Genomic DNA, 824 nt, shown 5'->3' with positions numbered 1-824 from the left:
ATGGGATTCTTCGGTGATCCCCACCTCGCCTACATCAACTGGTAGCGAGTCCAGCTACTTTCGTTCTCCTTAGTACACGACCGATCGCCTGGTGTGACGTTTCAGGCCGTGCGACGAAGATTACAGGTCGAACAGTGTCGCACCGGATTCCTCGGTCGGCACCGGCTTGGCACGGGCACCCTTCTTCTTCGCGCCCTTCTCATGGAGACCGGCGGCGACCTCCTCAGCGTACCGAGCATGGTTCAGCTCCAGCAGCCGATCCAGCACCTCCCGCTGTGCCCACGGCCCGATCGTGTACCGCGTGTACTTTCCCGCCGGATGAAACCCGTGGTCGAGGCCACGCTCGATCATGTCATCCCAGCCGTAGGCACGAATAGCGGCATAGTCTATCATCTTGTGAATTTCTCGTAGATCGATAACATCCGCCTCCTTGCATGCGGAGTCAAAGGCGAGGCCGTATGCCTTAGTCAAGCCAATTTGTCGACTCAACATTATTCTCTGACGGCTTTTTTCAAGGCGCTCCCCAAGATTCCTTAAATTTTCGGTGATGTCGGGAAGGGGAAGCGTTTCAAACACATCCGAAGGGGAGTAGTTCAAATCTGCCTTCATCGTAGAAGCCCGACTTGCAGCCCACCAGTAATGAATAGAACAAGACAGGAACGCAAAAAACCCCTTATCATCCGACGCAAACACGCCGAGCTTGTGCGCGAACACCTGCCCAGTTGGCACAATCGCTGGCATAACTGTACGACTTACCTTTGTGATCACCGTGACCATCTTAAGCCCAGATATGGCAGAATTCATACCCGGACGCTTGTCTGCAT

The 824-nt window shown here is 54.5% G+C and carries 1 pseudogene; it reads right to left on the bottom strand.

Annotated features, from left to right (window positions below):
- Nucleotides 1–120: 120 nt before the first annotated feature.
- Nucleotides 121–824 (bottom strand): annotated as a pseudogene (locus MXD59_RS25975) (Eco57I restriction-modification methylase domain-containing protein); the annotation flags it as partial.

This window comes from Frankia umida, assembly GCF_023242945.1.
Lineage (GTDB): Bacteria > Actinomycetota > Actinomycetes > Frankiales > Frankiaceae > Frankia > Frankia umida.
Note: the sequence above shows the minus strand (reverse complement) of the source record. Positions and strands in the feature narration are given on the sequence as shown.